General features: G+C 35.9%; 30 protein-coding genes. 1 reads left to right on the plus strand and 29 read right to left on the minus strand.

Annotated elements, in window-relative coordinates:
- Positions 1-46: 46 nt before the first annotated feature.
- The 29 genes from ACLL8X_RS05085 to rsmA form a co-directional block, all read right to left on the minus strand.
- A complete protein-coding gene (locus ACLL8X_RS05085) occupies positions 47-1,222 on the minus strand; it encodes a cation:proton antiporter (RefSeq protein WP_411989849.1) in 1,176 nt (391 codons plus the stop codon).
- Positions 1,203-2,039 (minus strand): biotin synthase, encoded by an 837-nt coding sequence (locus ACLL8X_RS05090; RefSeq protein ID WP_411989850.1) that lies wholly within the window; start codon positions 2,037-2,039, stop codon positions 1,203-1,205. The genes ACLL8X_RS05085 and ACLL8X_RS05090 overlap by 20 nt, the downstream gene beginning before the upstream one ends.
- A 1-nt stretch (position 2,040) precedes the next feature.
- Positions 2,041-4,143, minus strand: coding sequence for a type I DNA topoisomerase (gene topA / locus ACLL8X_RS05095; protein WP_411989851.1), 2,103 nt, complete (start codon positions 4,141-4,143; stop codon positions 2,041-2,043).
- Between the two features lie 171 nt (positions 4,144-4,314).
- A complete protein-coding gene (locus ACLL8X_RS05100; protein WP_411989852.1) occupies positions 4,315-6,327 on the minus strand; it encodes a CocE/NonD family hydrolase in 2,013 nt (670 codons plus the stop codon).
- Positions 6,324-7,571, minus strand: coding sequence for an MFS transporter (locus ACLL8X_RS05105; RefSeq protein ID WP_411989853.1), 1,248 nt, complete (start codon positions 7,569-7,571; stop codon positions 6,324-6,326). Before ACLL8X_RS05105 ends, ACLL8X_RS05100 begins: the two co-directional genes overlap by 4 nt.
- 225 nt (positions 7,572-7,796) lie before the next feature.
- Positions 7,797-9,062 (minus strand): preprotein translocase subunit SecY, encoded by a 1,266-nt coding sequence (secY, locus tag ACLL8X_RS05110; RefSeq protein WP_411989854.1) that lies wholly within the window; start codon positions 9,060-9,062, stop codon positions 7,797-7,799.
- Complete coding sequence (gene rplO / locus ACLL8X_RS05115; RefSeq protein WP_411989855.1) at positions 9,062-9,454, minus strand: 50S ribosomal protein L15; 393 nt, start codon at positions 9,452-9,454, stop codon at positions 9,062-9,064. The genes secY and rplO overlap by 1 nt, the downstream gene beginning before the upstream one ends.
- Positions 9,455-9,457: 3 nt before the next feature.
- Positions 9,458-9,901: a 30S ribosomal protein S5 gene (rpsE, locus tag ACLL8X_RS05120; RefSeq protein WP_002779428.1), complete on the minus strand. Its 444-nt coding sequence runs from the start codon at positions 9,899-9,901 to the stop codon at positions 9,458-9,460.
- Positions 9,902-9,912: 11 nt separating this feature from the next.
- Positions 9,913-10,269, minus strand: coding sequence for a 50S ribosomal protein L18 (rplR, locus tag ACLL8X_RS05125; RefSeq protein WP_411989856.1), 357 nt, complete (start codon positions 10,267-10,269; stop codon positions 9,913-9,915).
- 9 nt (positions 10,270-10,278) lie between these two features.
- Positions 10,279-10,815 (minus strand): 50S ribosomal protein L6, encoded by a 537-nt coding sequence (gene rplF, locus ACLL8X_RS05130; RefSeq protein WP_411989857.1) that lies wholly within the window; start codon positions 10,813-10,815, stop codon positions 10,279-10,281.
- Between the two features lie 77 nt (positions 10,816-10,892).
- Positions 10,893-11,288: a 30S ribosomal protein S8 gene (gene rpsH / locus ACLL8X_RS05135; protein ID WP_002851353.1), complete on the minus strand. Its 396-nt coding sequence runs from the start codon at positions 11,286-11,288 to the stop codon at positions 10,893-10,895.
- A gap of 9 nt (positions 11,289-11,297) precedes the next feature.
- On the minus strand, positions 11,298-11,483 hold the full coding sequence (locus ACLL8X_RS05140; RefSeq protein ID WP_002779433.1) for a type Z 30S ribosomal protein S14: 186 nt from the start codon (positions 11,481-11,483) through the stop codon (positions 11,298-11,300).
- 1 nt (position 11,484) lies between these two features.
- On the minus strand, positions 11,485-12,030 hold the full coding sequence (gene rplE, locus ACLL8X_RS05145; protein ID WP_411989858.1) for a 50S ribosomal protein L5: 546 nt from the start codon (positions 12,028-12,030) through the stop codon (positions 11,485-11,487).
- Positions 12,031-12,033: 3 nt separating this feature from the next.
- A complete protein-coding gene (rplX, locus tag ACLL8X_RS05150; RefSeq protein ID WP_411989859.1) occupies positions 12,034-12,267 on the minus strand; it encodes a 50S ribosomal protein L24 in 234 nt (77 codons plus the stop codon).
- Positions 12,267-12,635 carry a 50S ribosomal protein L14 gene (gene rplN, locus ACLL8X_RS05155; protein WP_002779438.1) on the minus strand — a complete coding sequence of 123 codons (369 nt, stop codon included), beginning with the start codon at positions 12,633-12,635 and terminating at the stop codon, positions 12,267-12,269. Before rplN ends, rplX begins: the two co-directional genes overlap by 1 nt.
- Positions 12,635-12,886 carry a 30S ribosomal protein S17 gene (rpsQ, locus tag ACLL8X_RS05160; RefSeq protein ID WP_411989860.1) on the minus strand — a complete coding sequence of 84 codons (252 nt, stop codon included), beginning with the start codon at positions 12,884-12,886 and terminating at the stop codon, positions 12,635-12,637. Before rpsQ ends, rplN begins: the two co-directional genes overlap by 1 nt.
- 3 nt (positions 12,887-12,889) lie before the next feature.
- The gene (gene rpmC, locus ACLL8X_RS05165) at positions 12,890-13,081 is read right to left on the minus strand and encodes a 50S ribosomal protein L29 (protein WP_411989861.1); all 192 of its coding nucleotides are present in this window, start codon (positions 13,079-13,081) and stop codon (positions 12,890-12,892) included.
- The gene (gene rplP, locus ACLL8X_RS05170) at positions 13,068-13,493 is read right to left on the minus strand and encodes a 50S ribosomal protein L16 (RefSeq protein ID WP_411989862.1); all 426 of its coding nucleotides are present in this window, start codon (positions 13,491-13,493) and stop codon (positions 13,068-13,070) included. The genes rpmC and rplP overlap by 14 nt, the downstream gene beginning before the upstream one ends.
- 2 nt (positions 13,494-13,495) lie before the next feature.
- Entirely contained in the window at positions 13,496-14,197 is a 702-nt protein-coding gene (rpsC, locus tag ACLL8X_RS05175) for a 30S ribosomal protein S3 (protein WP_411989863.1), read from the minus strand.
- A complete protein-coding gene (rplV, locus tag ACLL8X_RS05180; protein ID WP_411989864.1) occupies positions 14,197-14,604 on the minus strand; it encodes a 50S ribosomal protein L22 in 408 nt (135 codons plus the stop codon). The genes rpsC and rplV overlap by 1 nt, the downstream gene beginning before the upstream one ends.
- Before the next feature lie 10 nt (positions 14,605-14,614).
- Positions 14,615-14,896, minus strand: coding sequence for a 30S ribosomal protein S19 (rpsS, locus tag ACLL8X_RS05185; RefSeq protein WP_070285769.1), 282 nt, complete (start codon positions 14,894-14,896; stop codon positions 14,615-14,617).
- 1 nt (position 14,897) lies between these two features.
- Entirely contained in the window at positions 14,898-15,728 is an 831-nt protein-coding gene (gene rplB / locus ACLL8X_RS05190) for a 50S ribosomal protein L2 (protein ID WP_411989865.1), read from the minus strand.
- Position 15,729: 1 nt separating this feature from the next.
- Entirely contained in the window at positions 15,730-16,011 is a 282-nt protein-coding gene (locus tag ACLL8X_RS05195; RefSeq protein WP_052802682.1) for a 50S ribosomal protein L23, read from the minus strand.
- 2 nt (positions 16,012-16,013) lie between these two features.
- Positions 16,014-16,628 carry a 50S ribosomal protein L4 gene (rplD, locus tag ACLL8X_RS05200; RefSeq protein ID WP_411989866.1) on the minus strand — a complete coding sequence of 205 codons (615 nt, stop codon included), beginning with the start codon at positions 16,626-16,628 and terminating at the stop codon, positions 16,014-16,016.
- Complete coding sequence (gene rplC, locus ACLL8X_RS05205; protein WP_411989867.1) at positions 16,625-17,200, minus strand: 50S ribosomal protein L3; 576 nt, start codon at positions 17,198-17,200, stop codon at positions 16,625-16,627. Before rplC ends, rplD begins: the two co-directional genes overlap by 4 nt.
- A gap of 25 nt (positions 17,201-17,225) precedes the next feature.
- Entirely contained in the window at positions 17,226-17,537 is a 312-nt protein-coding gene (gene rpsJ, locus ACLL8X_RS05210; RefSeq protein WP_002779353.1) for a 30S ribosomal protein S10, read from the minus strand.
- Positions 17,538-17,736: 199 nt separating this feature from the next.
- Entirely contained in the window at positions 17,737-18,498 is a 762-nt protein-coding gene (locus tag ACLL8X_RS05215) for a pseudouridine synthase (RefSeq protein WP_411989868.1), read from the minus strand.
- Between the two features lie 35 nt (positions 18,499-18,533).
- Positions 18,534-20,528, minus strand: coding sequence for a ribonuclease J (locus tag ACLL8X_RS05220; protein WP_411989869.1), 1,995 nt, complete (start codon positions 20,526-20,528; stop codon positions 18,534-18,536).
- Positions 20,500-21,297 carry a 16S rRNA (adenine(1518)-N(6)/adenine(1519)-N(6))-dimethyltransferase RsmA gene (rsmA, locus tag ACLL8X_RS05225; protein WP_411989870.1) on the minus strand — a complete coding sequence of 266 codons (798 nt, stop codon included), beginning with the start codon at positions 21,295-21,297 and terminating at the stop codon, positions 20,500-20,502. Before rsmA ends, ACLL8X_RS05220 begins: the two co-directional genes overlap by 29 nt.
- 81 nt (positions 21,298-21,378) lie before the next feature.
- Here rsmA and ACLL8X_RS05230 point away from each other — a divergent pair, with 81 nt between their 5' ends.
- A complete protein-coding gene (locus tag ACLL8X_RS05230) occupies positions 21,379-21,915 on the plus strand; it encodes a purine-nucleoside phosphorylase (RefSeq protein ID WP_411989871.1) in 537 nt (178 codons plus the stop codon).
- The last annotated feature ends 4 nt before the right edge of the window (positions 21,916-21,919 follow it).

Here is a 21,919-nt window from a genome sequence, read left to right on the forward strand (position 1 = left end):
TTGAATTTTTAAGATTTTATTGGCTTTTTTGGGTAAAAAAGTAACTTTATTTTTTAGAATTAGAAAGAAATTTAATCGCACTCATAACAATAATAGCTTCAAATAAAGCCGTTAAAATAAGTGCTGAGTAAAGCTTCTCATCAATCACCTTGCCAGAATACCCTAGCGTAGCCGTTGCGATGAGTAAGGTTAAAGGCATAGAATGGCTAAGTCCAAATAAGACCATATTTTTAAAACCAATTTTTTTCAAGAAAACACTTGCACATAAAATTCTCAAAGCTATCATCACAAACATAAGCAAAAATGCTTGTAAAACAATTTTATAATCTAAAATCATTTTAAGATCAAAGGTTGAGCCTATATGGATAAAGAAAATAGGGATTAAAAAGCCGTGTCCAAAAGTAGAAAGTTTATGTTCAAGATCTTTTTTATGGTCAAAAAAAGTCGCTATAAAAGAACCCGCTATGAAAGAACCTAGCACAATTTCAAGCTTAGTGATTATCATAGCGACTATGATGAGAATAAAAATAGCCATACAAAATCTTATATCTTTCTCATTTTTATCTTCCCAAGGCATTAACACCACTTTAAGCTGAGGATACCACCAAAAAAGCACACCCAAAAGCTTAAAACCTAGCAAACAAAGTGCTAAAAAGATATTAAGATAGATTATACTTTGTGCAACATCAATGATACTCGTCTCTTCGCGTAAAAAAGCTCCTGCTATGGTTAAAAGAACAATAGAAATTACCTCAGCTAAAGTGGCTACTATCATAGCTATATTTAACCAGTAACACTCTTTTCCAAAATCCTTAAAAAGCAAAGACAAAAGTCCTACACTCATCACAGGTATAATGATAACAAAGACCAAAGAAAGCCCAAAAACCCATACTATAAAAGAAGAAAAGGCATAAAGTAAAAAAATATAAAAAAAGCTTTTTTTGGCAATTTCTTTATCCATATTAAAAAAAGCTCTTAAATTCACTTCCATACCCGCTATAAACATAAGATAATAAAAACCTACATTTGCCAAAAGTGCAAAATTTTCACTCTGTCCTATGAAGCCAAAGAAGGCTATTATGGCTCCTAAGATGATTTCAGTAGCCGAAAGAGGCAAACGAAAAATTCTTGCAAGATGTGGAGAAAAAAGCAAACACAAGGCTATGACTATGAGAATTTTTAAGTCTATTAGTCCTTGAGTATCAATGACATTGTGATGCAAAAGTAAATCCCATTTCTCTAAGCTTGGCTATATCACGGCTTGGCTCTTCGCCCTTAGTGGTTAAATAATCGCCCACCACAACAGCCCCCGCTCCTGCTTCAAAAATCTCATACTGCCTTTCTTTTAGCACCACTTCACGCCCCCCTGCGACCATTATCACGGAATTTGGCAGGGCTTTTTTACTCTCTTTAATAATGCCTAAAGCCTCATCCACACTAAGCATCGATGCTTTCAAAGTTAAATTCTCATTAGCAATAAAAAAATTAATAGGGCTTGAAAAAGGCTCTAATTCCTGCAAAGACTTTCTAAGACTTATCCTATCTTCTTCACTCTCACCCATACCATAAATCCCCCCACAACAAAGCATAAGTCCTGCTTCTTTCGCATTTAAATTGGTTTGAAACCTACTTTCCCAAGTATGCGTAGTGCAAATTTGAGGGAAAAATTCCCTAGAAGCTTCAAGATTGTGATTATAAGAAAAAATCCCCGCTTTTTTAAGCTCTTTAAGCTGCTCCACACTTGCCATACCATTACAAGCTATTAAAAGCAAATTAGGCTCTTCTTTTTGCACGGCATAAGCTGCCTTGCAGACATACTCGAGCTTTTCATCATCCAGTCCTAACCCTGCAGTAACCAAACAAAAGCCCAAAGCTTCATTTTTTTTTGCCATTTTTGCTTCTAAAACGATTTGTGAAATTTCCTTACGGCGGTATTTTTGAATATCTGTTTTTACATGAGCGCTTTGAGTGCAGTATTTGCAGTCTTCAGAGCAATTTCCACTGGCTATATTTGAAATGGCACAAAGCATTATTTGCATTTTAATCCTTCATTTCTTTTTTGATTTTACATTTTAAGCACTCTAAAAAAGTGCCTTTTTTAAGTTCTTTTATGACTAAATTTTCGCCACATTCTTCGCATTTTTCTTCACTGGGTTTGTATTTGCTTATAAAATTACACTTTGGATAGGCACTACAACCATAAAATTTACCCCTTTTTGAAAAGCGTTCTACGATTTCACCCTTTTGACAACTAGGACAAGTCATACCTATACCCTTTGCTTTGGTTTTTAGGGCTGTATTTTCGGCTTCGTTTTTGTTTTCATTTTTTAAATTTCTTGAGTATTTGCATTTTGGAAAAGCCAAACAAGCAATAAATTCCCCGTATCTGCCCTTGCGTATGGCAAGTTCTCCTCCACACTGAGGGCAGCTTTCGTCTATTTTGGTGAAGGTTTTTTGACTAGCAATTTTAGTTTTTCCCTCTTCAATTTTTCTCATAAAAGGATAATAAAATTCTTTTAAAGTTTCTTGCCAATTTGCCTTATCTTCAGCGATTTCATCTAAGGTATTTTCAAGATTTGAAGTGAATTTGCTATCAACTATATCGCTAAAATTTTTCTCAAGCACTTCAGTTACACTAAAGGCAATTTCACTAGGAATGAGTTGTTTTTTGTCTATTTTTACATAATCACGGCTTGTAAGTATAGAAATAGTCGGTGCATAAGTAGAAGGGCGACCTATACCCAAACTCTCAAGCTTTTTAACAAGTCCGGCTTCAGAATACCTTGAAGGCGGCTCAGTAAAATGCGAATTCATTTCTAAGCTCTGCACTTTTAGCTTTTGGCTTATTTTGAGATTGGGTAAAATTTTATCCTTATCCTTATCGCCATAAACTTTATAATACCCATCAAAAAGGATTTTTCTACCGCTTATCTTAAACACGGCTCTATCATTTTTTACAAAAACGCTTTGAGCTTGAGAAATAGCAGGATTCATTTGACAGGCTAAAAAACGATTATAAATAAGAGCATAGAGTTTTAACTCATCTTTATCTAAAAATTTAGCTGCAAGTTCTGGAGTGAAGCTTAAATTTGTAGGGCGTATAGCTTCGTGGGCTTCTTGAGCGCCTTTAGTCTTTGTAGTATAGACATTAGCCTTAGTAGGCAAATAGGCTTTGCCAAATTTTTCTTCTATGAAGGCTCTGGCACTTTGCACAGCTTCTTTGGCTAAATTTAAGCTATCTGTTCTCATATAAGTAATCACTCCCATCACACCTTCGTGGGTATTTACCCCTTCATAGAGTTTTTGGGCTATCATCATAGTTTTTTTAGGATTAAAGCCAAGTCTGTTGTTAGCACTTTGTTGTAAGGTTGAAGTCATAAAAGGAGGAGGCGGGGCGATTTTTCTTTCTTTACTTTCAATGTCGGCTATACTATAAGCTTCATTTTTACAAGCTTCTAGTATAAATTTAGCGCGGTCTTTATTTGTAATAGTGAGTTTTTCTATCTTGGCTTTATCAAATTCAACAAGCTCTGCATCCAAATCTTTTTGAAAAATCATATCTATGCTAAAGTATTCTAGCGGCACAAAGGCACGAATTTCTTTTTCCCTATCCACTATGATTTTCAAAGCCGCACTTTGAACCCGTCCAGCACTTAGCCCTCTTTGAATTTTTTGTCCTAACAAGGGGCTGAGTTTGTATCCTACTATGCGGTCTAATAAGCGTCTAGTTTGCTGGGCATTAACCGAGTGCATATTAAGCTTTCTTGGATTTTTTAAAGCGTTTTCAATGGCACTTTTGGTAATTTCGTGAAAAACTATACGAGGCAAAGCATTTTCATCCTTGCCTATGGCTTTGGCTATATGATAAGCTATGGCTTCGCCTTCCCTATCCTCATCGGTTGCAAGATAAATTACACTCGCTTCCTTAGCCTTAGCCTTTAATTCCTTAACAAGGGCGGAATGGTCGTTTGAAATGCGATATTCAGGCACGAAAGCATCCTCTTCTATCTTAATCCCAAAACTTGACTTTGGCAAATCCCTAATATGCCCCTTTGAAGCGATAACTTCATAATTTTTACCCAAAAAATTAGCTATGGTTCTTGCTTTAGCTGGAGATTCTACTATGATTAAATTTTTCTTCATTTTACAACCCTTGTTAAATAAAAAGCTGATTTTAGCTAAAAATATTTGAAATTTCGCTATAAAATTTTATTTTTTATACAAAAATCACTGCAAAAAGCATAGGATAAATTTCAAAAAGAGCTTGACAATGAAAAGCGGACAAAGCTCTTTTATCAAGCTTAAAGCCACCTTTTATAAACTTACTCTTTTGCTTTTGTGCTTATACTGCTTAGAAAAAACAAGCGTATCATTTTCCTTAACAAGAAGTTCTCCTTCTATATAAAAATACTCCTTATCGCTTGTTTGAGTAAGCACTATATCAGCCTCCATCATCTCAGCTTCGCGTCCTATTTTCATCTTTTGGGTTATGGTGTATTTGGCACTGAGTGGATTTTCATTTTGCAAGCTTAATTCTCTTTTAAGATTATGCTCCACTAGCACATCAATCTCATCAAAGCGATAAATTCCCTCGCCAAATACCCCACCTACCCCATCAGTGATACAAGTCCAAGTATCGCTTAAAATATCATAGCTTATACTCCTATCTACCCTGCCTTGCTTAAGCAAAGTAAGCGGAGTTAAAGCCGCACTTTGTGGGTTTAAATCAATGCCATCACTATCCTTTCCGTTAAAAATAGGCAAGGCAAATTCACACTGGCTTAAATCTAAAGTTAAAATAGCATTTTCAGGCATAGGCCAAAACATAGGCCAAAAAGTAGTGGCTAAAGAAAGCCTTATCCTAGAACCTTTAGCAAAGCGGTGTCCTAAACAATCAAGCCTAAGCTCTCTTTGTATGAATTCATCTTTTTTCAAGGGCTTAAATTCACTCCTATCTTCATTTAAGGCTAAATTTAAAACCCCATAGCTTACCCTTTGGACAAAACCATCATCTCTTAGCTCACTTAGCTGTGCAAAAAGCATAGCCTTAGGCTTATCGCTACTCAGTCTTATTTTAAGCAAGGGATAGCCTAAAATATCTACATTTTCGCTTAAAATTTCACTTTCAAACACCACAGCCAAACCATCATCAAGCCTTTGGTCGCTCGGACTTTCTCCTAGCACACCCGCTCCCATCCACTCTCCTGCTAAGAGTCCGTGATTTTGCAAGGTGCTGATTTTGATAAAATCCTTAGCCCTAACAGAACCTAATTTATAAGGCTGTAAAAAATACGAAGTATAGCCAATATCCTTACTAGGATAGCCCTCTAAAGCCACAAAACGACCCTTTACTTCAGAGATTTTAGAACTAGGTTTTTGTCCTTCTTCTATATAAGCTTGTATCATAGGGCATTTAAGCACATCATTATCCTCATCTTTTAGCCACTTATCCCACCATTTTAAAGCTTCGCCTAAGAAATTCATAGCAGGTTCTGGAAAGCCATCATGAGGATAAAGATGCGCCCAAGGTCCTATGATAGCCTTTCTTGGCACTTTTAGACCCTGCATTAGCGTAAAAACGGGATTAGTATAAGAATCCGCCCAACCATCTAAAGCAAAAACAGGCACCTCAATATCCTCATAATTTTCGCCCACAGAGCCGTGTCTCCAATAGCTGTCTTTTAAAGGATGCTCAAGCCAAAGAGCAGGAAAAAGGGGCATATTCTCAAGTCTTCTAAGCCATTTTTGCCTTCCTTTGGGGTCAATCTTACTATCAACAAAACGCGACTGATAAGCTAACATAATATTGCCCCACCAAAAATTATCATTTAACAAACACCCGCCCTTATAATGAATATCCTCATTAAATCTATCATCTGTAAAACCCACCACAATGATGGCTTTTAAATGCTTAGGTCTTCTTGCGGCAACTTGCAAGGAATTAAAGCCACCCCAAGATTTACCCATCATACCCACCCTGCCATTGCACCATTTTTGCGTGGCTATCCATTCTATGACCTCTAGGGCGTCATCTTGTTCTTGCTTTAAATACTCATCTTTTAACAAACCATCGCTCTCTCCGCTACCTCTCATATCCACACGCACCACAACATAGCCATTGCCTGCAAAAAAGCCGTGCATAGGCTCATCTCTTGTCCTTGTGCCATCATTTTTTCGGTAAGGAATGTATTCTAAAATAGCAGGAAGCTTCTCTTCACTCTTAGGCAACCAAATCCTAGCACTTAATCTTGTCCCATCGCTAAGGCTTATCCACTCATTTTCTATAACCCTTACCTTAAATTTAAAATCTTTAATTATCTTTTTCATTCTTTAATCCTTGTAAATTTTTTCATCCAAATCAGGCAAAAAATTGCCCCTAAAATCGCCATAATTATCATTACGCTAAAATAAATTTGATAGCCTTTCACTCCTTCATAATTATCAAGCAAAACTCCTGCTAGAAGCGGAGCAAAAATCTCAGGCAAATAGCCAAAGGTAGAAACTATACCTATTGCCATACCCGCTAAATGCAAAGGCACCCCGCCCTCACTTAGCAAAGAATAATAAATACCAAAATTCGAATACATCGCCACATAAACCACCACACAAGCACTGCTTAAAAGGGCTAATTGCCAAAAGCCTGATAAATTCGCACTTAGCATAATAAACACTACACCCACACCCATAGCGACAAAACCATAAAGCATTATTCTAGCCTTGCCAAAACCATCGGCTAAAAAACCTCCAGCAGTCGAAGAAATAGGGCGTATGTATTGGGCTAAAACGGTTAAAATAGCCGCAAAAACGGCTGAAGTGCCGATGATATTGCTAGCATAGGGGGTAAAATAATAAAAACTCATATTAAAAAAATAAGTGCAAAAGGTAATGCAAACAACAAGCCAAAGAGCAGGCATTTTCACAAGGACTAAAAAATCCTTCATACTCAATTTCTCACTTTGCTCACCCCTTTTATCCTCTAGCAAGAAAAAGAGTAAAAAGGCTGATAAAATAGGGGCTAAAGAGTAAAAAACTATGACCATTTCTATGCCCTTACCCGCTAAGGCTTGGGTTTGAAAATAACCAAAAATCGCCGTAGCTATGGCTAAATGCAAGGCACTGACCACACCCCTACCGCCTTCAAAAAGCCCATAAGCTCTAGCTTGCTCTGTATCAGTGGCTAGGGTGCGGATGATTTTCATCAAAGAGGGCCAAAAGGTCAGTAAAGAAGTAATACCCCAAATTCCATAAATGATTAACAAAGCATTTAAAGAAGTAAAATATAAGTGCAAAAGACCCCCTAAGCCCGTAGCCACAAGAGAAAAGATAAGAAGCTTTTTAGGGGCAAATTTATCCGCTAAAAGTCCGCCCAAAGCATAAGAAAAAAGCCCTAAAAGCCCATAGGCAGAACCCAAAAGTCCCATTTGAAAATTATCCAAATGATACAAAGCCATATAATCATCATAATAATACTTTCTAAAATAAGGCAGACCATAAATAATAGAACCGCAAAAAGAAAGTAGGATTAGGGTGAAGAAATTTTTTCTTAAAGCATTCGTTTTGGCTTTTTGCATAAGCTCTCCTTAGAAGTTTGAGCTTAGTATGGCATATTTTTGACACTTTTGTAAATTTTTTGGAAATATTTTGAAAACTAATTTAAATTTTGTAGCTTATTTACACACTCTAGCAAGAAAGCTCTTGCTAGAAAATTTTAGCTTTTTTGAGTTTATGAAATTTTTTGCAAAGCTTTGCAAGACTTTTTTATAAGCCCTTGTTTTTTTAAATTTTTACAAAGGCTTTTACAGACCCACTGCACTTAGGGTTTGGTATTTGCTCATATAAATTTGAGCTTCAATTTTTCTCATAGTATCAAGAGCAACTTGAACTACAATAAGCACAGAAGTGCCACCAAAATGAAAAGGCACACCCATAAATTTCACTAAAACCCAAGGTAAGGTCGCAACAAGTCCTAAATAAATAGAACCTGATAAAGTTAAACGAGAAGCCACTTCGTTAAGATAATTTGCAGTGCCTTCACCGGGGCGAATTCCGGGTATAAAACCGCCTTGTTTTTTCAAATTTTCTGCTATATCTTTAGCATTAAACACAATAGAAGCATAAAAATAAGCAAAGAAAATGACAAACAAGAAAGTTAAAACATGAAACAAATAACCATTTGGATTTAAAAAGTCATTAATAGCTTGCAAATAAGGGTTTGTGCTTGTTTGCAAAATGGTTGTAGGAAACATCAAAATCGCACTAGCAAAAATAGGAGGAATAACTCCGCTAAGATTTAATTTAATAGGAATATAATTCATAATGCGTTTGTTTTGATTTTGCATGACAACCTTGCGAGAATAAGAAATAGGAATTCTTCTCTCTCCAAGTTCTACATAGATAATCACGCCTATAGTAATTAAAATCAAAGCAAAAATTGCAAAAGCGGTTAAGAAATTCATCTCGCCTGAGTTAATTTGCCCCACAGTTCCTGAAATCGCTCTTGGAATACCTGAAACAATACCCGCAAAAATGATTAAAGATATACCATTTCCAATACCTCTTTGAGTGATTTGCTCCCCAAGCCACATTAAAAGCATAGTTCCTGCAAGCATAGAAATGGCACAAAGTGCGATAAACATATTTAAATCTTCTATCATTATAGCACTTGCTCCACCGCGTCCGTGCAAACTTTGCAAACCTATGGCAACCCCTATGCTTTGCACTAGAGTAATCACTATGGTCGCATAACGGATAATTTGCATATATTTTTGCATACTATCGCGTTCTTTTTTCATCTTGCCTATGTTAGGAAAAGTAGCTGCAAGAAGCTCCATAATAATAGAAGCGGTAATATAAGGCATAATACCCAAAGAAATGATAGAAAAACGCTCAGCTGCTCCACCACTAAAAACATTAAATAAACCCAAAGCATTGTTTTGATTTGTATTAAAAAATTCTGCAATCACATCAGCATTGACGCCGGGAACTGGCACATAGGCTAGAACCCTATAAGCAAACAAGAAGGCTAAGGTGATTAAAATCTTATTCGTCAATGCTCTATTCATTATTTTGTTCCGCTGACGCTGATATTCTCGTCTTTAATTTTTGATGCCAAATCTTTTGCACTCACACCGATTAATTTGATTTTATTCACAGCTTTTGAAATTTTATGGACACTTTTAATGCTTTGAAGTGTAATTTCACCAAGCTCTTTTAGGGCTGTAATTTTTTCAACATTAATCACATAAGGCTTTTGAACCTTAGAGCTAAAGCCAACTTTTGGCAATCTTCTTTGAAGCGGTTGCTGACCCCCTTCAAAACCTCTTTTTTCGTTATAGCCCTTTCTAGCAGTTTGACCCTTGCCACCTTTAGTGGCAGTTTTACCCATACCGCTACCTTGACCACGACCTATTCTTTTGATTTTTCTTGTTGAACCCGCTGCTTTTGTTAAATTCATCTTTTATCCTTTTAGCATTGTTAAAGCTTTGATTGTAGCACGAACCACATTAGCTGAGTTGTTTGAGCCTAAAGACTTGGTTAAAATATCTTTAATACCTGCAAGCTCTACGATAGGACGCGTAGAACCCCCAGCGATAACTCCCGTTCCTTCACTAGCAGGTTTGAGTAAAATTCTACTTGCATTGTATTTCACTTCTACATCGTGAGCGATAGTCGAACCTTTAGTTTTAACTTCAACGATATTTTTAAACGCATCATCAACAGCCTTGCGAATGGCATCTGGAACCTCTTTAGCCTTGCCATAACCCACACCTACTAAACCCTTGCGGTTTCCAACAATAACTAAAGCAGTAAATCTAAATCTTCTACCACCCTTAACAACCTTAGTTACTCTGCCAATATCAACGATTACTTCTTCAAATTCTTCTCTATTGTATTTTTCCATCGATTTACCCCTTATAGCCTAATGCCATTTTCTCTTAAAGATTCAGCTAATGCTGCAATAACGCCGTGATATACATAACCATTTCTATCAAAAACAGCTTGTTCTATCTTTTTGCTTTTTAAAGTCTTAGCAAATTCAGTAGCGATTTTTTTAGCACCTTCTTTATTGGCTTTAACGCCAAGTTTGCGTCCATCAATAGCCGCTAAAGTTGCAGCTTTGACATCATCGATTGCTTGGATATATAGAGTTCTGTTCGATTTAAATACAGAAATTCTTGGAAAATTTTCACAACCTGAAATTTTCGCTCTAATTCTTTTTTTTCTTTTAATTCTTAGACTTAGTTTTCTTTTTAATACATTTGCTCTCATATTCTACCCTTACTTCTTAGATGTCTTACCCGCTTTACGGATAATGCGTTCATCGATATATTTAACGCCTTTTCCTTTATAGGGTTCTGGTGGTCTAAATTCACGAATTTGAGCAGCAACTTGACCTACAACTTGCTTATCGCTTCCTTTAACAGCAATGGTGTTTTTATCTACGACTATTTCAATTCCTTCTGGAATATCATAGTTAATAGGATGTGAAAAACCAAGACTTAATTCTAAAACTTTGCCTTTTAAAGCCGCTTTATAACCCACTCCGTTAATTTCAAGAGTTTTTGAAAAGCCCTGAGTTAAACCCACGACAATATTATAAGCTAAAGCCCTATAAGTTCCCCAATAAGCCCTGCTTTGTCTATCTTCACCCTTTGGAGAAAAAAGAATGTGATTGTCTTTAATCTCAACATTTACATTTGCTTTTGTATCAAGTTTCTTTGCTAAATTTCCTTTTTTAAATTGAAGCAAATTCCCTTCTAATTTTACTTCTACTCCTGATGGAATAGCGATTGGTTGCTTACCTATACGAGACATATTTTTCCTTTTTATTTGTCTAGGATATTTCTACTTTTTTAAAAGAATGGATACCCAATGCCATAAAAAGCAGATTTTTACCAAATGGTGCATAAAATTTCGCCGCCAACACCTGCTTTATAAGCTTCATCATTTGCTAAAACGCCATGACTTGTGCTAACTACGATAGTACCATAACCATTTTTAAAACGCTTGATTTCATCCTTGCCTTTATAAACACGGCGACCCGGCTTAGAAATTCTTTTAAGCTCATTGATAACGCTCTTGCCTTTTTCATCGTATTTTAAAACCACATTGATAAATTTCTTTTTATCTTCTTCGATGACATTAAAGCTTTCGATATAACCCTTAGCTTGAAAAATTCCCACCAAAGCTTCTACAACTTTAGAATGTAAAAGCTTAGTTGTTTCAAGCTTTCTCATTCCTGCATTTCTAATACGAGTGAGCGAATCTGAAATAATATCATTTATCATAATCTATCCTTACCAACTTGCTTTTTTAAGACCCGGAATGAGACCTTCATTGCCCATTTTTCTTAAGCAAACCCTACAAATTCCAAAATCTCTATAAACCGAATGCGGACGCCCGCAAATTTGACATCTTGTATAGCCTCTAACTTTAAATTTAGGCTTGCGTGCCGCTTTTGCAATCATTGATTTTTTAGCCATCTTACTTTCCTTTTGCAAATGGCACACCGATAAGCTCTAAGAGCTTTTGTGCCTCTTTATCATTTTGTGCTGTTGTAACTATGCTAATATTCATCCCGTGAGTTCTTAAAATTTTATCATACTCAACTTCTGGGAACATTAGCTGTTCATCAAGACCGAAATTATAATTTCCGCGTCCATCAAAACCATCTCTATTTAAACCTCTAAAATCTTTTACCCTTGGCAAAGCAATAGAAATTAATTTATCCAAAAAAGCATACATATTGTTTTTTCTTAAAGTTACCATCACACCCACAGGGAAACCTTCACGCACTTTAAATCCTGCAACTGATTTTTTTGCCTTAGTGATAACAGCTTTTTGACCTGCAATCAAAGAAATCGTATCGGCTACATTTTGCAATACTTTTTGGTCTTTTGCTAACTCACCCGCACCCACACTGATAACTACTTTTTCTATCGCAGGAATAAGCATAGGATTTTTAATATCAAATTCTTTAACCAAAGCAGGTTTAATGCTTTGATTATATTTTTCTTTTAATCTCATCATCGCTTACTCCTGAACTTTTGCCACATTGGAAATATCCATTGGCATTTCTTTATTGATGAAACCACCATTTGGGTTTTTCTCGCTAGGCTTAATAGCTTTTTTAGCAAGCTTACATCCTTCAACTACCACTTTAAGAGTCTTTGGATATACAGCTAAAACTTTACCTGTTTTACCCTTATCATCACCTGTGATAACCTTAACGCTATCACCTTTTTTGATTTTTAATTTAACCGCCATTATAATACCTCCGGTGCTAGTGAAACGATTTTCATAAAGCCACCATATCTAACTTCTCTACCTACGGGTCCAAAAATACGCGTTCCAATAGGCTCTCTTTTATTATCAAGTATAACCGCAGCATTTTCATCAAAACGAATCAAAGAACCATTATCTCTATGAATTTCTTTTTTAGTTCTAACGATAACTGCCTTTACCACTTGACCCTTTTTAACTTTTCCATTAGGTAAAGCTTTTTTAACCGATGCAACGATTACATCACCTACGGTGGCATATCTTCTTTTACTACCACCTAAAACTTTAATACACATTAATTCCTTTGCACCGCTATTATCAGCAACTGCAAGTCTAGTAAAACTTTGAATCATTACTCAACTCCTGTGGCTAATACAGATTTTAAGCGAAAGGCTTTTCTTTTTGAAAGCGGTCTGCATTCTATCGCAACGACTACATCACCCACTTTGACTTCATTTCTCTCATCGTGAATCAAATATTTTTTAAAGCGTTTAACAATTTTTCTGTATCTTGGATGAACCACTTTTCTTTCAACCAAAACACTTGCGGTTTTTTCACCAGCGATTTTAACAACAACGCCTTGAATTTCTCTTTTAAATGCCATAATCTATCCTTGTCTTAAAGCGTTAATTGCTGTATTTATTCTAGCAATGTCTTTTTTTACTTGACTAAGCTCTTTAGGATTAGTCAGTTGCATTGTTTTTAGCTTTTGTTTTAAAGTGAATAAAAGCACCTTTTTTTCTTTTAGCATTGTTGCAAGCTCAGCTGCTGTTTTATCTTTAATCTCAGTATATTTCATTTTGGCTCTCTCTTGTAACAAACTTAGTTTTAAATGGCAATTTATGCATAGCTAGAGTTAGAGCTTGTCTTGCCATTTCTTCACTTACTCCTGCCATTTCATAAATAATACGACCCGGCTTTATATTCATTACCCATTCTTCAACGCCACCTTTACCTTTACCCATACGCGTTTCTAAAGGTTTTTTTGTCAAAGGCTTATCTGGGAAAACTCTAATCCAAGTTTTTCCTTGTCTTTTAACAAAACGAGTCAAGGCAATACGCGCTGCTTCAATTTGGCGTGAGTTAATGCGTCCTGCTTCAGTCGCTTTTAGGGCAAATTCACCAAAGGTAAATTCTGTTCCGCGATTGGCATAACCCCTGTTACGCCCTTTCATCATTTTACGATATTTAGTTCTTTTTGGCATTAACATGATTATTTACTCCTTCTTGTGCGTCTTGGTTTTTTAGCTGGAGCATTTTCTTCAGTTTTTTCACTTTGCATACCCTTATGCAATACTTCACCTTTAAAAATCCATACTTTAACCCCTATGTTTCCATAAGTAGTTCTTGCTTCTGCAAAGCCATAATCGATTTTTGCTCTTAGGGTATGAAGTGGAACGCGTCCTTCAAGATACCATTCTGTTCTTGCCATTTCAGCACCACCTAAACGACCAGAAACTGAAACCTTAATCCCCTTAGCTCCTGCCTTTTGTGCGCCTTGAATCACTTTTTTCATGGCTCTTCTAAAAGCAATTCTTTTTTCAAGCTGTGTTGCGACACTTTCAGCAGCAAGTTGGGCTGAAGCTCCTGCCTTTCTTTCTTCTTTGATGTTGATATTAACATCCTTAGCGATTAAATCCTGCAATTCTTTTCTTAAATTATCAACATCGCTTCCCTTTTTACCGATGATAATGCCCGGTCTTGCAGCCACAACAGTAACGCGTAATTTCTTAGCTGTTCTTTCAACTAAAATTTGGCTGATTCCTGCATAATAAAGTTTTCTTTTCAAGAAAGCTCTGATTTTATAATCTTCACCGATATTTTCTACTAAATTCGCTTTAGTTGGAAACCATCTTGATTCCCAGTTTCTATTGATTCCTAGTCTTAGACCAATTGGATTAACTTTTTGTCCCATTAGCTTTCCTTTTTCGCTGTTGCTTTTTTAGTGCTTACTGTTTTTTTAGTTGTGTTTTTAGCCACTGCTTTTTTCTCTTCGGCTTTAACTTCGGCTCTTGCCACTTCTACTAAAATATGCGAAGTGGGTTTTCTAATACGACTTGCACTTCCTCTAGCTCTTGGTCTAAATCTTTTCAATACAGCACCCGCATCAACACGGCAACTTTTTACAATCACTTCATTGGCTTCAAAACCACCATTTGCCACAGCACTTGAAATAGCATTTGCAATGTATTTTGCACCCTTATTTGGCATAAATTTCAAACTCGCCATAGCAAGTTCTGCATTCATGCCTTGAACTTCTCTTGCAATCAACCTTGCCTTAGTTGGAGACAATCTTATGAATTTGATTAATGCTTTACTCATATCTTATCCCTTACTTACCAATTTTCTTTTGCACAGAGCCTTTATGCCCTTTAAATGTGCGTGTTGGAGCAAATTCACCGAGTTTGTAGCCGATGTGGTTTTCAGTTACATAAACTGGAATGAAGCTTTTGCCATTATGGACATTAAATGTAAGTCCTATCATATCAGGAGTAATTGTGCTTCTTCTTGACCAAGTTTTAATAGGTTTATTATCATTAGCCTTTTTAGCAGCGATGACTTTTTTCATTACATGATCATCAACAAAAGGACCTTTCTTTAGTGATCTAGCCATCTTACTTTCCTTTTCTTCTTGAAATTATTAGCTTATCGCTAGCCTTTTTGCGACGCGTTTTCGCACCTTTAGTTGGTTTGCCCCACGGAGTTACAGGATGACGACCTGAATTTTTCTTACCTTCACCCCCACCGTGCGGGTGATCTACTGGGTTCATTGCCGAACCACGAGTTTGTGGGCGGATACCTCTGTGGCGGTTTCTACCTGCTTTACCTATGGTAACATTAGCCCATTCTTCATTACCCACTTCGCCGATACTTGCCATACATTCAGCTAAAACCTGTCTCATTTCACCACTAGCAAGTCTTAAGATAACATATTTTTCTTCTTTACCCATAAGCTGTGCATAAGCTCCTGCGGAACGAATCATTTGACCGCCTTTGCCCGGCTTTAGCTCCACATTATGAACTATGGTTCCTACTGGAATGTTTTTAAGCTTCATAGCATTACCCGGTTTTATATCAAGTCCGCTTTCAGCAGCTGCCACCACATCGCCAACGCTTAATCCGCGTGGTTGAAGAATATATCTTTTTTCCCCATCTTTATAAGCAATCAAAGCAATTCTACAATTTCTATATGGGTCATACTCAATTGCCTCAACCTTGCCTTCTATGCCAAATTTACGGCGTTTAAAATCTATAATTCTATAAAGTTTTTTAGCACCCGCTTCTTTATGACGACTTGTAATTCTTCCATAGCTGTTGCGACCTGCGTGTGCTGGAAGTTTAACAAGCAAGGAACGCACACTAGCTTTAGCTGTAATATCTTCAGAACTTAAACCCGTGATATATCTTCTACTTGGAGTATAGGGTTTGTAAGTTTTAATTGCCATCTTAAGCCTCCGTATTTTCTAAGCTAACACCTTCAGGTAGCTTAACATAGAATTTTTTATAATCGTTTCTTTGACCTAAACGACCTCTAAAACGCTTAATTTTTCCATCCATTCTTAAAGAATTGATGCTTTTTGGAGTTACACCAAAATATTCTTTTAAAACAGCCTTTAAACCTGTTTTAGTCATTTTTGGCGAAGTTTGAATAACTACGACACCCTGCTCTTGCAAATTCAAACTTTTTTCTGTGTAAAGTATAGTCTTTATATCAGTAATATCTGCCATAATTATCCCTCTTTTGTAATAGATTCTAATGCTGATTTTTCCACAATAACAGCATTAAATACAGATACTAAATAAGCATTTACTTCACTTACATCCACTACATAGCAATTTGCCAAATTTCTGTAAGCTAAAAGTGTTTTTTCATCTAGTAAATCTTTAACAATTAAAGCATCTTTAAGCCCAAGCTTTTTAATCACAGCGTTTGCATCTTTAGTTTTTCCGCTCTCAATAGCCAAAGAATCTACACTAAACAATGCACCCTTAGCTGCTTTATCGGCTAAAGCTCTCTCAAGTGCTAATCTTTTTTGCTTTTTATTTACTTTTTGGAAGTAATTTCTTTCATTTTTTGGACCAAAAGCAACCGCGCCGCCTACCCAAACATTCGTTCTGGTTGAACCCGCTCTAGCACCGCCACGACCCTTTTGTCTCCAAGGTTTTTTACCCCCTCCACTTACATCACTTCTGCCTTTAGTATGTGCTGTGTTTGCTCTTAAGCTCGCAAGGTAAGATTTTACATACAAATAAAGATTGTGTGGATTTACTTCTGCATATTTTGAAGGTAGCTCAAGCTCACCTGCTTTTTCTAATTTATCATTTAAAACAACTACTTTACTCATTTTGCAATCCTTATTTTACCCATAGCACCATTATAGCCCGGCACTGCACCCTTAAGAACTAAAATTTTATTTTCAGCATCATAAGATATAACTTCATTTTTAACGCTTACTTTAGTGTTGCCATAATGTCCTGCCATTTTCATACCCGGTTGAACGCGACCCGGCCATTCTCTATTACCAATAGATCCGTGGCGTCTGTGAAATCTTGAACCATGACTTGCCGGACCCCCTGCGAAATTGTGTCTTTTCATAACACCGCTATAACCTCTACCCTTAGTATTAAAGCTCACTTTCAAAATTTTTGCTTCGTTTAATGGAGTTTCATCTAAATCCCCTGCTTCGGTGTTTGCTACTTCTAAAGTCGCAAATCTATTGTATTGTGCAGAAAGATTGTATTTTTTTTGTTGTCCTGCGATACATTTATTGCTTGTTTTGCCTTTTGGATAGGCTACCAAAGCTTTACCGCTTTCAACTTCACATACCTTTGCATTTACAACTCTTAGTAAAGTTACAGCGATACTTGGATTAGTAATTGTTCTACTCATTCCGATTTTTTCTACAATATATTCCATATCTTATCCTTATTACCCGACCGACTTATTTACCCATAGCTCTTACTTCAACGCTTACTTCTGGCGCCAAATCAAGCTTAGTTAAAGAATCAACCGTGTCTGGAGTCGCTGCTACTATATCTAGCATACGCGCGTGAATTCTTATCTCAAACTGCTCACGAGAATCTTTGTTAATGTGTGGAGATTTTAAAACTGTATAGCGTTTGATTTTAGTAGGCATAGGTATGGGACCTCTAATATCCGCACCTGTTCTTTTAACAGCTTCTACAATGGCTGCAACTGTCCTGTCTAGTACTCGATGGTCATAAGCTTTTAGCTTAAGCCTAATTCTTTCCATAATATTTCCTTTAAAAAGAACTCGTTAGTCTTCAAACTAACCCATTTTGTAAAAATTGAAATGAGAGTATATAAAATCTTGTTTCTAAAGTCAAGGAATTTGATGAAATTTTTATATTATTTTCCTTTTAAAAAGGATAAAAGTAGAATTTTTAGAATTTAAAAAATATCATTATTTTTTAAATTTTTACATATAACAATCAATATCTTATTTCATTAAATTTTAAAAAAGCTCTTAATTTTTCATATTCTCCCCTTTCTAAATAGCGATGTTTCCCTGCTTTTAACATACCAAGTTCTAAGACTCCAAAAGCAACACGCTTTAAACCCACGACTTCCAAATCAAAATGCCCAAAAAAGCGTCTGAGTTCTCTATTTTTACCCTCATTTATAAGCACTTTAAGCTTAGTATAACCCCCACTTGCTCCAAAAATTTCAAAGTCTATAAAAGGAGCAAAACTCATAGAAGTGATTTTCGTTTTTGCGTGGGCGCCTTTTTTTTCGTTTTTAATCTCAAGCCCATTTTGCATCGCTTCTATGACTTGTTTGCTTATTGTGCCCTTAATCTTAAGATAATATTCTCTTTCTAAATCGCTATGCATTAAAGCATCGGCAATCACGGGCGAATCTGTAAGCAAAAGCAAGCCCTCGCTTGTATAATCAAGCCTACCCACACTAAGCCAAGTGCTAAATTGTTTTGGCAAGGTATCATATATGGTTTTTCTTCCTCTATCATCCTTTTTGCTGACAATTTCACCCCTTTGTTTATGATAGATAATCACGCTAAATTGCGTTCTTTTTTGTACTCTTTTGCTCTTAAGAAAGACCTTATCATCTAATTTAACTTCATCACTTAAAAGAGCTATTTTGTTATTTATTTTTACCAAGCCTTGTTTGATAAGTTCATCAGCCTCGCGGCGTGAATAAGGTGTATTGTGAGATATAAATTTATTAATTCTCATTTTATTTTCCTTAAAAAGGGCGTTTTTGCCCTTTTTTACATTATAAATATAGTCGGCACTATGGTTGGGTATTTTTTAATCTTTCTAAAGATATGCTTTCTTAAAACTTGACGGATTTGATTTTCTAAAAAGCGTGGGTCATTGAACCATTCATCCTTAGCATTAGTGAAAAATATGCTTAGAACTTCAGCCATATCCTTGCCAAAAGCGTGGTCATGTTTATCGGCTACAAGTCCATAACTAAATACTCTTGGTTTATGAATAAGAGTTTTGCTAAGCTTATCAAGCTGTGCGATAATGACAACTATACCACTATCGGCTAGTTTTTGTCTATCTATAACCACATCATCAGCGATTTGTTTGTTGATTTGATTATCCACAAAAACCTTGCCCGTTTTAACCGTTTTTACTCGCTTGACATATTTTTGACAAAGCTCGACTTGGTCCCCATCACTCATAAGGTAGATATTCCTCTCAGGCACTCCGCATTTCATCGCTGTTTCTTTATGCTTAGTGATGTGATTGTATTCGCCATGAACAGGCAAGAAAAATTTAGGTTTAGTCAGGGTTAGCATAAGCTTTTGCTCTTCTATACTAGCATGACCGCTTACATGAATTTCGCTAAATTCTTGGTAAGCCACTTTAGCTCCTGCTTTTAAAAGATAATCCAGCACCGCAGAAACGCTTGCCTCATTTCCCGGTATGGCTTTAGCTGAAATGATGATTTGGTCTGTTGGTTTTATCTTGATAAATTTATGTTCATCTGTTGCCATTCTGTAAAGCGCACTCATCGTTTCGCCTTGACTTCCAGTGGTTACGATTAAAACTTCATTGTCTTTATATTTACTTACCTCATCGGGGTCTATGAAAATCTTTTTATCCAGCTTAATATAGCCTAATTCCATAGTGGTATAGAGATTTCTTTCCATAGAACGACCGATAACACAAACCTTTCTGCCGTATTTTAAACCATAAGTGATGGCTTGATAAACGCGGTGGATATTAGAACTAAAGGTACTCATTATCACCCTACCCTTAGTTTGGGAAAAAATTTGCTCAAAAGTAGGACCTACCGAGCTTTCACTCTTGGTATAACCTTCTTTATAGGAATTTGTGCTATCGCTTAAAAGACATAGCACTCCTTCTTCGCCGTATTGCGCCAAGCGGTTTAAATCGCTGGGATAGCCATCAATGGGGGTTTGGTCGATTTTAAAATCCCCTGTATGAATGATAGTTCCTGCTTTTGTTTTAATCGCAAGTGCTGAAGCATCGATGATAGAATGCGTGATATGTATCCACTCTATATCAAATTCCCCTATTTCATAAACACGGCGTTTCTCCACAGGGCGAAACCATTTGCGTTCGGCTTTTAAGCCGTGTTCTTCAAATTTGTTTGAAATCATCCCTAAAGCCAAAGGCGTAGCATATATAGGAAATTGAAATTCTTTAAAGAAATAAGGCACGGCACCGATATGGTCTTCATGAGCGTGAGTAATGATAACCCCCCTTATCTTGTCCCTTATCTTTCGAATATAATCAAAATCAGGAATGATAATATCCACCCCGTGCATCGTTCCATCAGGGAAACTCATACCAATGTCAATAATAATTGCGTCTTTATTGGTCTCAAAAACACTCATATTTCCGCCAATTTCCCCTAAGCCTCCTAAAGGAGTGATACGAATTTTATGTTCGCTAGAATTATTGTATTTTAAAGGATAAAGCCTAGTTTCATGTGAAACACGGTTAGCCTCTATGCACTCAGCTAAAGCGATTTGCCAATCTTCAGTGCCTGTGAGTTTAGAAGGAAGATTGCGATTTTTTTTCTTTTTCTTATCGCTTTTATACTCTGTGTTCTCGGTATTTTCTTTGTTTAAATTTACATTAGCTTTTGAAGTATCATTTTCGTTTTGTAAAGAATCGGCTAATTTTTTCCTGCGATTTTTATACTTATAGCGTTTATTATTTTTTGAAGTTGAGTTTGGGTTTTGCTCGTTATTATTAAGCTCTTTGTTTTCGTCCATATTCATCCTTTAATTTGTCATAAATTTTAAGGTATGCATCAACGCAAACTTGATGTGGTCTAATGCTTTCTTCCAAATTAAGAGTGTTTAAAAGTTCTAAAACTTTAGCCTTATGTGTTTTTAAATTTCCTAAGAGTTGCTTCCTAGGAGCTTTAAAACAATCTTTTAGAAAATTTTTGAAATTTTCTAAATCGCAAAGCTCGTCAAATTCCTTGATTTTAATCAAACGCATCACCGCTGACATAACTTTTGGCGGTGGATTAAAGCACTGAGGATGGACATCAAAAAGTAATTTTCTTTCGCAAATCATTGCACTTAAAACACCTAAAGAAGAAAATTGACTAGCTCCTTCTTCAGCACAAAATTTTTCAGCCATTTCTTTTTGCACCATCACAACAAGCCCCAAGCATTTCTTATCTTCTAAGGCTTTGAGTATAATAAAGCTTGCAAGATAATAAGGCAAATTTGCAACCAAAAAATAGGGCTTTTCATCAAGACTAGAGCAAAAAGCCTTGCTTATATCCTGATGGATTAAATTCAAGCTTCCACATTCAAGTTCTTTTTGAAATTTCTTTTTTAAAATAGCTATGAGTTCATTATCGATTTCATAAGCTTTTACTTGAGAAATTTTTAAAAGTTCTTGCGTTAAATCACCTAAGCCAGGCCCAATCTCAATGATATTTTTCGTTTCTTTGGGTATGGCTTGGATGATTTTTGCTAATACGCTTTTATCGATTAAAAAATTTTGTCCGTATTGTTTTTTTGCTTTAACCATAAGGGATAATTTTAACTAAAAATTCTTAATTAAGTCTTTTTAGGTAGAATTATTTTTTATAAAATTTTACCAAGGAATAAAATGATTGTTTGTGCGGGTGGAAATGAAAATTTTTCTTTTGCAAAAGCCATAGGCATAGGCTTAGTGGAATCGGCATTTCATTTAGCAGAACTTTGCTTAAAAGAAAAGCCTTTAAAGCTAGTATTTATAGGGACTTGTGGGCTTTATGACAAAGGAGAAATTTTAGAAATTTACAAAAGCTCTCACGCTTTTAATATAGAATTTTCTAAAATTTCACATACTTTTTATACTCCTGCAAAATATGAAATTTGCCTAGAAAGAGAAAATGTTTCTTGTGAAACAATCAAAATCAATTCTTCTAATTATATTTGTCAAAATTCAAAAGCGGCAAAAGAATTTGCCAATTTAGGCTTTTTTGCAGAAAATATGGAAGCCTTTTCTGTCTTAAGTGTGGCTAAAAATTTAGACATAGAAGCAGAGTGTATTTTGTGTGCGACAAATTTTTGCGATGAAAATGCCCATAAGGATTTTATGAAAAATCACTCAAAAGCAAAAGAAAAATTAGAAGAATATTTAAAAAAACATCATTATATTTAGGAAA

Source organism: Campylobacter parajejuni, assembly GCF_046764905.1.
Classification (GTDB): domain Bacteria; phylum Campylobacterota; class Campylobacteria; order Campylobacterales; family Campylobacteraceae; genus Campylobacter_D.

Excerpts from the sequence above, each read along its gene's own strand:
- ACLL8X_RS05090 (WP_411989850.1), bottom strand. The coding sequence starts at position 2,039 with ATGCAAATAATGCTTTGTGCCATTTCAAATATAGCCAGTGGAAATTGC.
- topA (WP_411989851.1), bottom strand. The coding sequence starts at position 4,143 with ATGAAGAAAAATTTAATCATAGTAGAATCTCCAGCTAAAGCAAGAACC.
- ACLL8X_RS05100 (WP_411989852.1), bottom strand. The coding sequence starts at position 6,327 with ATGAAAAAGATAATTAAAGATTTTAAATTTAAGGTAAGGGTTATAGAA.
- ACLL8X_RS05105 (WP_411989853.1), bottom strand. The coding sequence starts at position 7,571 with ATGCAAAAAGCCAAAACGAATGCTTTAAGAAAAAATTTCTTCACCCTA.
- secY (WP_411989854.1), bottom strand. The coding sequence starts at position 9,062 with ATGAATAGAGCATTGACGAATAAGATTTTAATCACCTTAGCCTTCTTG.
- rplO (WP_411989855.1), bottom strand. The coding sequence starts at position 9,454 with ATGAATTTAACAAAAGCAGCGGGTTCAACAAGAAAAATCAAAAGAATA.
- rpsE (WP_002779428.1), bottom strand. The coding sequence starts at position 9,901 with ATGGAAAAATACAATAGAGAAGAATTTGAAGAAGTAATCGTTGATATT.
- rplR (WP_411989856.1), bottom strand. The coding sequence starts at position 10,269 with ATGAGAGCAAATGTATTAAAAAGAAAACTAAGTCTAAGAATTAAAAGA.
- rplF (WP_411989857.1), bottom strand. The coding sequence starts at position 10,815 with ATGTCTCGTATAGGTAAGCAACCAATCGCTATTCCATCAGGAGTAGAA.
- rpsH (WP_002851353.1), bottom strand. The coding sequence starts at position 11,288 with ATGATAAATGATATTATTTCAGATTCGCTCACTCGTATTAGAAATGCA.
- ACLL8X_RS05140 (WP_002779433.1), bottom strand. The coding sequence starts at position 11,483 with ATGGCTAAAAAATCAATGATTGCAAAAGCGGCACGCAAGCCTAAATTT.
- rplE (WP_411989858.1), bottom strand. The coding sequence starts at position 12,030 with ATGATGAGATTAAAAGAAAAATATAATCAAAGCATTAAACCTGCTTTG.
- rplX (WP_411989859.1), bottom strand. The coding sequence starts at position 12,267 with ATGGCGGTTAAATTAAAAATCAAAAAAGGTGATAGCGTTAAGGTTATC.
- rplN (WP_002779438.1), bottom strand. The coding sequence starts at position 12,635 with ATGATTCAAAGTTTTACTAGACTTGCAGTTGCTGATAATAGCGGTGCA.
- rpsQ (WP_411989860.1), bottom strand. The coding sequence starts at position 12,886 with ATGGCATTTAAAAGAGAAATTCAAGGCGTTGTTGTTAAAATCGCTGGT.
- rpmC (WP_411989861.1), bottom strand. The coding sequence starts at position 13,081 with ATGAAATATACTGAGATTAAAGATAAAACAGCAGCTGAGCTTGCAACA.
- rplP (WP_411989862.1), bottom strand. The coding sequence starts at position 13,493 with ATGTTAATGCCAAAAAGAACTAAATATCGTAAAATGATGAAAGGGCGT.
- rpsC (WP_411989863.1), bottom strand. The coding sequence starts at position 14,197 with ATGGGACAAAAAGTTAATCCAATTGGTCTAAGACTAGGAATCAATAGA.
- rplV (WP_411989864.1), bottom strand. The coding sequence starts at position 14,604 with ATGAGTAAAGCATTAATCAAATTCATAAGATTGTCTCCAACTAAGGCA.
- rpsS (WP_070285769.1), bottom strand. The coding sequence starts at position 14,896 with ATGGCTAGATCACTAAAGAAAGGTCCTTTTGTTGATGATCATGTAATG.
- rplB (WP_411989865.1), bottom strand. The coding sequence starts at position 15,728 with ATGGCAATTAAAACTTACAAACCCTATACTCCAAGTAGAAGATATATC.
- ACLL8X_RS05195 (WP_052802682.1), bottom strand. The coding sequence starts at position 16,011 with ATGGCAGATATTACTGATATAAAGACTATACTTTACACAGAAAAAAGT.
- rplD (WP_411989866.1), bottom strand. The coding sequence starts at position 16,628 with ATGAGTAAAGTAGTTGTTTTAAATGATAAATTAGAAAAAGCAGGTGAG.
- rplC (WP_411989867.1), bottom strand. The coding sequence starts at position 17,200 with ATGGAATATATTGTAGAAAAAATCGGAATGAGTAGAACAATTACTAAT.
- rpsJ (WP_002779353.1), bottom strand. The coding sequence starts at position 17,537 with ATGGAAAGAATTAGGCTTAAGCTAAAAGCTTATGACCATCGAGTACTA.
- ACLL8X_RS05215 (WP_411989868.1), bottom strand. The coding sequence starts at position 18,498 with ATGAGAATTAATAAATTTATATCTCACAATACACCTTATTCACGCCGC.
- ACLL8X_RS05220 (WP_411989869.1), bottom strand. The coding sequence starts at position 20,528 with ATGAATATGGACGAAAACAAAGAGCTTAATAATAACGAGCAAAACCCA.
- rsmA (WP_411989870.1), bottom strand. The coding sequence starts at position 21,297 with ATGGTTAAAGCAAAAAAACAATACGGACAAAATTTTTTAATCGATAAA.
- ACLL8X_RS05230 (WP_411989871.1), top strand. The coding sequence starts at position 21,379 with ATGATTGTTTGTGCGGGTGGAAATGAAAATTTTTCTTTTGCAAAAGCC.